Annotated in this window: 5 protein-coding genes; 2 read left to right on the top strand and 3 right to left on the bottom strand. The window is 47.2% G+C overall.

Going from position 1 to position 8,945, the window contains the following annotated elements:
* The coding region (locus QUA24_RS16345) for a CHAT domain-containing protein (RefSeq protein WP_333230765.1) at positions 1–1,943 on the top strand (1,943 nt) is incomplete at its 5' end.
* 395 nt (positions 1,944–2,338) lie between these two features.
* Here the strand turns inward: QUA24_RS16345 and QUA24_RS16340 are convergent.
* The 3 genes from QUA24_RS16340 to QUA24_RS16330 form a co-directional block, all read right to left on the bottom strand.
* Positions 2,339–2,752, bottom strand: coding sequence for a hypothetical protein (locus QUA24_RS16340; RefSeq protein ID WP_333230764.1), 414 nt, complete (start codon positions 2,750–2,752; stop codon positions 2,339–2,341).
* A 334-nt stretch (positions 2,753–3,086) separates the two neighbouring features.
* Positions 3,087–5,237, bottom strand: coding sequence for an NAD-dependent DNA ligase LigA (ligA, locus tag QUA24_RS16335; RefSeq protein WP_333230763.1), 2,151 nt, complete (start codon positions 5,235–5,237; stop codon positions 3,087–3,089).
* 400 nt (positions 5,238–5,637) lie between these two features.
* Positions 5,638–6,618: an Npun_R2479 family HD domain-containing metalloprotein gene (locus tag QUA24_RS16330; protein ID WP_333230784.1), complete on the bottom strand. Its 981-nt coding sequence runs from the start codon at positions 6,616–6,618 to the stop codon at positions 5,638–5,640.
* Between the two features lie 286 nt (positions 6,619–6,904).
* On the opposite strand from QUA24_RS16330, the gene QUA24_RS16325 reads away from it, so the two are divergent.
* Entirely contained in the window at positions 6,905–8,650 is a 1,746-nt protein-coding gene (locus tag QUA24_RS16325) for an alpha/beta hydrolase (protein ID WP_333230762.1), read from the top strand.
* The last annotated feature ends 295 nt before the right edge of the window (positions 8,651–8,945 follow it).

Here is an 8,945-nt window from a genome sequence, read left to right as displayed (position 1 = left end):
TCACTCCAACTCCGGTAGTAACTCCAACTCCAACTCCAGTTGTCACTCCAACTCCGGTAGTAACTCCAACTCCAACTGCAGTTGTCACTCCAACTCCGGTAGTAACTCCGACTCCCACTCCGAGTGAAATTCCCAATCCGGTAGTAACTCCAACTCCCACTCCAAGTGTCACTCCCACTCCCACTCCGAGTGTCATTCCAACTCCGCTGGTAACTCCAACTCCGACTCCGAGTGTCACTCCCACTCCGACTCCGAGTGTCATTCCAACTCCGCTGGTAACTCCAACTCCGACTCCGAGTGTCACTCCCACTCCCACTCCGAGTGTCATTCCAACTCCGCTGGTAACTCCAACTCCGACTCCGAGTGTCACTCCCACTCCGCTGGTAACTCCAACTCCGCTGGTAACTCCAACTCCGATCGATCCTACGGAAATACAAGTGCCCACACCTGTGACAGCACCAAAATCGCCCACAGCCGCCGATACACCCACACCCGAACCGTCAACCTCCGATGAACAAGACTTTAAACGCCCCGAAAGTCGATCGCTAGACAATCTCGGTGTTGCTGCTGCCGATCATCGAGTTTTAACCATCGATCAAAGTATCACCAGTCAATTACCCGCTGGCATCGTAGCCTCTTCACTCGCATCCCAACAAGCACCAACAGTTAACCCTACTTCTAATTTAGTTCTGGGATACGCCCCGCCTCCCGATCGACTTTTTGAAGGTAACGACATACAGAAAACAGTCTGGGGAATCGAAGAAATGAGGAATCAAGAATTTGCAGAATACCTGGGGGTAAAAGCCAACCTCCTAGAGGAAAAAACCTTGATTTCGACATCCCAAGAAACTTTACAAAATATCGAACAGCAAACCGGCAAGCGGTCTGGTATTATCTACATAGTCTCGCGAGAAGATCGACTGGAACTAATTTTAGTTCCTCCCGTCGGGTGGCCGATTCACTACAGCGTCCCCGAAGCCAACAGAGCAGCTCTTTTCCCCACCGTCCAGGAGTTCCGCAATGAAATCACCAATCCCGCAAAACGCGATAGTACCAGCTATCTAGCCGCCGCCCAGCAACTATATAAATGGACGATCGCACCCCTAGAAAAAGACTTACAAAACTTAGGAATTCAAACTTTATTACTGTCAGTCGATCCCGGATTGCGGAGCCTGCCTTTTGCCGCGTTGCACGACGGTAAAGGCTTCTTGATTGAAAAATACAGTTTCAGCCTAATTCCAAGTTTTAGTTCGATTAATACTGATTATAAACCTGTGAGAGACGCCACAGTGCTAGCAATGGGAAGGTCAGAATTTGTTGACCAACAGCCCTTGCCCAGTGTGCCGATCGAATTGCAGGCGATTTCCGATCAGGGACACGGCCCATCTTACCTCAATTCTACTTTCACTCTAGATAATCTCACGTCGGAACACGCCAAGGGAGGATTTCGGATCGTTCACCTAGCAACTCACGCTGAATTCAAACCGGGAAAAGCGAGCAATTCCTACATTCAAATGTGGAATTCCAAATTGCAGCTCGATCGCATGGAGAATTTGAATTGGCGCAATCCGCAGGTAGACTTGTTAGTATTAAGTGCTTGTAGAACTGCTATGGGCGATCGGGAAGCAGAGTTAGGTTTTGGAGGTTTAGCAGTAAAATCCGGCGCAAAATCTGCTTTAGGGAGTTTGTGGTATGTTGACGATGGAGGCACTTTGGGGCTAATGAGCGAATTTTACCACCAGTTGCGAGGAACAACAACTAAGGCAGAAGCTTTACAACTGGCTCAACAAGCAATAATGTCCGGTAAAGTGCGGCTAGAAAATGGACAGCTAGTAACAACAGGCGGCAAGTTAAATTTACCTGCTAATTTACAACAAACAAACCAAAACTTTTCTCATCCTTACTATTGGAGTAGTTTCACCATGATCGGAAGCCCTTGGTAAGCTGCCATTTTTATCTTTCTGTCTCCGCTTCTTAGGGACGAAAGTTTCTACAGTAGCAGCAATGCCCGCTTGGGGTGGTTGGGGCGGTTCGCCCGTGGCTGCCGCAATTTCAACGGCCAATCCAGGGGATTTGGAACTCTATTTCTGCTTCATCACCACCAAAGTAATATCATCAAAAACCTGTGGCTCGTCAATATACTGTCGCACATCATCTATCACAGATTACCTAATAGCAATAGCAGGTAAGTAGACTTACCTGCTATTTTACAACAAGAAAAACAAGAGTTTTCCGCTCTTTATTGCTGGAGTATTTTCACGTTGGGAGTTTTTTGTAAGTCCCATATTTTAAGTAACCAATCTGTTCCTTCAACAATCATCTCTAACCCGCAGATAGTCTATCTAGGGTTGATTTGTCTCGGATTTGGTGCGGCAGTTCCGTAATTGACTCGACAGCCGATATTGAACAAACTCGAACTGCACTCAAGAGGAACAATCTGCTGATCTAGGAGGGCACTGCAACTGACATACTCGTCGTTATTAGTATCTCTTACCATACATTCGATCGGGTTAGCTCCCGATCGCGCCGACCAACTCTTCATACCTACGACTGCAATCATATGCTGCCAGTAGAAAGCAAATAGCAAAACTCCCAAAAGTACAGCAACGGCTAATCCTGCTTTCAACTTCCAACTATTTAGGACGTTTCCCAAACTATTTTTCACGTTTTCCACTCCAGAAATGGAGCTTTCGGTAGTTATTTCTGGAGTTGTCAAGTTTGTTTGTGTTTGTTCTGCTGGAATTTCCGACATAATGTATCTCCTATGATTGCTGGGATTTGGCTAAGCTGGCAGTTGCCATCGCTATTGCAAACTTTATCAAATTTTAGCAAAACTCGCCTGTACCGACAACCGATGCGGGCAGCACCGCCGGGGAAGTAGGTATATTGACCAAGTGCGAGCGCAATTTCTATGCCTTTTGAGGTATTGCCCAATTCGCGATGGGCTATTTTCCACCTAGGGAAATAGAATGGTTGGCGATGTTCTCGGAAAACGGCTCAAGTGAATCAGCTTTTTTACGAACCGCAGAAGGCGCAGAGGGCGCAGAGAAAGAAAAAAGAGAGATATATTGACTTTCACCAATCATTTATGGTCTCGATAGCAGTTCTAATAACTCCGATTCCGAAAGTAGTTTTATCCCCAAAGATTGAGCCTTTTCCAACTTAGAACCCGCATCTTCTCCCACAACCACATAATCAGTTTTAGCACTCACAGAACTTGTGACTTTACCTCCTGCTTTTTGAATCAAATCTTTAGCTTCATCTCTTTTTAAAGTGGGCAAAGTTCCCGTCAGCACAAAATTTTTGCCTGCAAGTTGTAAATTTGTGCTGGCTAAATTGGAATTTTTCACTTCTGACTGCAATTGCAAGCCGGCAGTTTTCAACCGTGCAATTAAACTTTGATTAGCCGGCACTCGAAACCACTGATAAACAGCTTGAGCAATTTCCGACCCGATGCCGTAAACCCCCTCAATCGATGCCGCCGATACCAATGCTAACTCTTTCACATTTGCAAACCTTTCTGTTAACAATTGAGCATTCACGCTGCCGACGTGGCGGATGCCCAAGCCGTAAAGTACGCGCGAATAAGGTTGATTTTTCGATTGGGCGATCGCACTTACCAACTTTTCTGCTAACTTCTTACCCATGCGTTCCAAAGTCATCAATCTTTCCGCTGTCAAATCGTACAAATCCGCCGCAGAATGCACCAGATTGCTATCAACCATCTGCTGCACCAACTTTTCGCCAACACCGTTAATATCCATAGCATCCCGGCTGCAAAAATGAATCAGCGAACCCCTCAAAATTGCTGGACAAGATGTATTGATGCAGCGAGTAACGGCCTCCCCCTTTTCCCGAACCACAGGCTGTTCGCATTCGGGACAGCAACTAGGCATTTGGAAAAGTTGAGCATTTTGGGGGCGCAGTTCCGGCAAAACTCGCACAACTTCTGGTATAATTTCGCCAGCTTTTCTGACAATCACAGTATCGCCAATATGGAGATTTAGGTCGGAAAGTCGATCGCTATTATGAAGAGAAGCCCGCGAAACCGTCGTCCCAGCCAACTGCACCGGTTTGAGTTCCGCTACAGGAGTCAGAGCCCCGGTTCTGCCTACTTGCACTGTGACAGCTTCTACTATTGTAGGCACTTCTGCCGCGGGATACTTCAGGGCGATCGCCCAACGCGGAAACCTCTGAGTAAAACCCAATTGTTTTTGCAGCCCAACCGAATTAATCTTAACAACAACCCCATCCGTCATGTAAGGCAAATTCCGTCGCTCAGTATCCCAATATTCGTAATACTCGCGAACCTCATCCAAAGAATAGCAAATTTTGCGATTGGGATTCACCTTAAACCCCATTCTTCGCAACAATTCCAACGATTCCCACTGCGTGTTACCCTCGTTACTTTGATCTAAATGTAGAGTATAAGCAAAGAAATCCAATTTGCGCTTATCCACAATTTTAGAATCCAACTGCCGCAGCGTACCCGCCGCAGCATTGCGAGGATTAGCAAACAATTGTTCCCCCGCTTTTTCTCGTTCCCGATTAATTTCCTCAAACACAGCTAAAGACAAAAAAGCCTCTCCCCGCACTTCCACAACAGGGGGCGGATTATCTAAATTGAGCTTCAGAGGAATCGAGCGAATAGTCTTGACATTTTGAGTAATTTCCTCTCCGGCAATGCCGTCTCCCCGCGTCGCACCGCGAACTAAAATTCCATTTTCATAGGTTAACGCTAAAGCAGAGCCGTCAATTTTCAATTCGCAAACATAGGAAACCCCCCCCAACCCCCCCTTGCTAAGGCGGGGAATAATTTCCCTATTTTCCTGATTGCTAATCGAAGATGTTATTCCATCAAGTCCCCCCCCTTGATCAGGGGAGGTTAGGGGGGGTGCATTTTCTTCTTGACCGGGGGTTAGGGGAGGTGCTACCCTTTGCCAGCGTTCCTGCCATTTAGCAAATTCTTCAAAATTAAAAGCATTTTCCAAACTGTAGAGAGGAATATTGTGTTTGACGCTAAAAAATTGAGTAGCAGGCTGTTCTCCCACCCGCTGAGTCGGACTTTCGGCTGTAATTAATTCAGGATAATCTGATTCTAATTCTTGCAACTGGCGATAAAGTCGATCGTACACTTCATCTGGCATGATCGGCGCATCGAGAACATAATAAGCATAGCTAGCTTCCTGTAGCTGCTGCCTCAACTGTTGAATTTGCTGCTGAATTTCTGCTGCCATATCAATTTAAGGTTTTCGATTTTCGATGTTAAATTTTTGATGATAACTCTTAATTTTAGCTCAAAAAAAAGGAGTAAGCAACCTATCTGCTGCCAGAGCAATTTTAGATTTGAGATAATTAATCTAAATTTGAGCTAAAAACCAATCTCCAGCAACTAAAAAATCAAAACTTATCCTAATTATCACGCTGCCAAAAAACGGATAATTAATTTCCGACTGGCAACGCCTGTCGGCCTAAAATTTCGACTCTTGTTTAACATCCCAGATTCATCTATGGATTAAATTTCAAATCCTTCGACTGATTGAAAGCAGAACGTTGCGCCAAACATATCACACAGAATTATCAATTTTAAAATCCACTGACTCGCCTTTATAGATGCCCCATTCTGGGCGTAAATGATCACAAATTTAAGTCTGGGAACTCGGTAAATTTCTTGTTTTCCCCGGACAGGGAATGTTGAATATTCGCACCATCTTTTTCGCCGTTCAAGTTGCTATTGGTGCGGGATTTGGTGAATTCTTGAGCGTTCGGTTTGGTGAAAGCGAGCGGTTCAGCGTGTTCTACCTGAAATACGTTGGCGTAAAGGTTGGCAATAATTTGTTTGCCTCCCTGGGTCAATTCCAAGTAGTTCAAAGCTGCTGGAATGTATGGAAAAACTCCATTCCAATAAAACTTGGCGTAATTTTGCCGCAAATCTCCCGGAGACTTGTAGCCCAAGATTTTATTAGTGCCGACTTCCTCAAATTCGTAGAACAGAGCACTTATTTTTCGTAGGTAATTTGGGTCGCTCAACTGACCGATCAAATCGGCGGCCCTAGCGAGTCCAGAATAATTATTTCGGTCTTGATGAGTTTCGCTAGCAGGAACTGGGAAGCGCGTCAATTCAATATTGCGCTTGATTTGTTCGGCATCAATTAATGTGTGGCCGCCGAAGCGTTCGTCAATTACGAGTTTGCCTCGATCGACATGATAAGGAGTTAAACTGGCTGAAGTTGCGCCGATCGGCACAGAAACCATGCCCCCGTCAATACCCGTAGCATATAGTCCCACAGCTTCTTGGTCTTGGCGGCAAACACCTTTGACGTAGCCGATATCGTGACACAGCAGCGAGATTAGGTAGTGCAGCCAATCTTCCGGCGACACTCCGCCTTCGCGAATATGCTTGCCCCGGAGAATCTCTTGTCCCACCAAAGCCACGAGCATTGTGTGTTCCACATTGTGGTAGAGAGCATCGCAGTTAGCGATATTTTCCAGAGCCATAGTCCCTGCCCAGGCGATAATTTCAGGGTAGTCAGGCTTGTACTTGCCGTAGGTGCGACGGTAGCCGGCCTGCAGCTCTTGCACAAAAGCGTCAATCAGGATAGCAGTTGCATTGAACATCATAAATTCTCCCACTCAGGCTGTAGTTACAAACTTGATCGAAAATATCTTGCATAGCTGAAAAAATAATCAATGGGCATTCCAATAGGTTTGACCCCTCGGTGTTGAATTTTAAATTTCAGCTAGTCTTGTCAGGTCAGAAAATTGCTTTTTTGGCTATGCTTTCCAAGATAACCTAATTTCCGAAGCATCCGAAGCAACAGATCGATTTCTTGGCATTAAATGTTGGCGAAACAATTTACATCATTTCACCGACTAATTATTAGAAGTCCTAGGTGTGAAAGTTATGAACTGTCTGTTTTCGAGCCTCTCCACTGCTGCCCTTCGCACTCGGCGGTCGATCGCCCAAAAATACCTAGGATTGTTTGCATTCACTGCTGTTTGCACTGCCGCACCGGCAATGGGTGCCGAGCGAATTTACGTAACTTACGGGCCGCTAGAAGAATCAGTTCCGATCGAATCTCTGGCACTTTTCGCCAAAGAAGGCAAAATAGACTCAAACTTGGACGGCTTCGCTCAGTACGTCAAAGAATCTCAGCTAGCTGAGATTCGCACCGCCCTGCAAGCGAAAGCTGAAATCAGCCAGGTGACGATCGCCCAATTCCTTTACACGCCTCAAGGAGAAGTGCTGCTGAGACGCTTGGGCCGAGTAATTCAAACCAAAGCTCGGCAGCCTGGATTTTATGCCATCCGAGCCGCCCTGATTTTAGCAGCCTCAGATCCAGAAGGCCTGACAATTCTCAACGTGCTGCGGAAATTCCCCACCTATGGCATCAGGATTGACATCGCCCGCGCCTTGGGTATCGCCAACGAGCTGACATCGCTGATCAACCGTTCCAATCAGACGATCGCCGGAGTCGCTCAATTGTCCGAAGCACAAGCAGCCTCAGAACCCGCCATACCGCCCGCCGAAATGCTGCAGCCCCAGCTACCTGGCCCCTATACTTGGAAAAAATCATCGGTAACTGTGACGAGTCCAAATCGCCCTCGCACGTTTGATATGGACATTTACCTGCCACAGGGCAGCCCGCAACCGGCCCCAGTAGTAGTAATTTCCCACGGTTTAGGTTCCGATCGCCTTTCCTTCGAGTATTTAGCCAAACATCTAGCCTCCTACGGCTTTGCCGTCGCCGTCCCCGAACACCCCGGCAGCAACGCCCAACAAATCCAAAACTTAGTAACAGGCAGAGCGAATGAAGTAGCAGAACCAGCAGAATTTATCAACCGCCCCCTCGACATCAAAGACTTGCTCGATTATTTAACCCAACTTTCTACCACCAATCCTGCCTATCAAGGGCAGCTCGACTTGCAGCGGGTCGGTGTCATCGGCCAGTCTTTCGGGGGCTATACGGCTTTAGCATTAGCCGGGGCGGGGATTAATTTTGCACAGCTAGACAAAGATTGCGGAGTCGAAAACGATAGTTGGAACCTCTCCCTACTGTTGCAATGCCGCGCCCGCGGCCTAGATCGCAACCAGTACAATTTCGGCGACCCGCGCATCAAAGCTGTGATCGCCGTTAACCCGATCGTTAGCAGCATTCTCGGAGAAACAAACCTCAGCAAGATCCAAATCCCAGTCATGCTAATCGCAGGCAGCGCCGATACCGTCGCCCCCGCTTTGCTCGAACAAATTCAACCGTTCACATGGCTGACATCGCCCAACAAATATCTGGTACTGATGAACAACGGGACTCACTTCTCAACGATTGAGGATTCCCCTCAAAGCCTCTTTTTGCCACCACCAGAGGTCATTGGGCCGGAACCAGTTTTAGCCCGCCGCTACCTCAGCGGACTCAGCCTAGCTTTCATGGAAAGCTATTTGAACAACAAATCCAATTTCCGCCCGTATTTGGAGCCATCCTACGCTTTAAGCATCTCCAGAGACACCCTCGGACTGAGAATTTTGCGATCTCTCACGCCACAGCAACTCCAGCAGTTCAGGATTTATCCACCTGCTCGCATCCCTGCCTCTCCACCTGTCCTCGCTCCTGTTCCTCTACCTTCTCCGCCTCCGAGCGCTCCCGTTCGTTAGGGTTGAGGTGCGCCGCGTATGCACGCTATCTTCATCTTTTCGCGCGGGGGCAATGGCGTCGGGCCCCGCCAGCTACGCCCCTGTCTCTCCTTACATCAGCTTTCCTAATCACAGTCATCAGTTTAACTGTCGTCAAACCCCTTTACAAACCTTAACAACACCGTTAATAATATAAACATCATCCGAACATTGACAACCAAATACAGCAATCATAAAACAATGACAACAACCTTACAGCAGCGCGAAAGCGCCAACGTCTGGGAACGCTTTTGTGAGTGGGTAACATCAACCGACA

This window comes from Microcoleus sp. Pol12B5 (assembly GCF_036701335.1).
Lineage (GTDB): Bacteria > Cyanobacteriota > Cyanobacteriia > Cyanobacteriales > Microcoleaceae > Microcoleus.
This window is presented reverse-complemented; position numbering and strand designations above follow the sequence as displayed.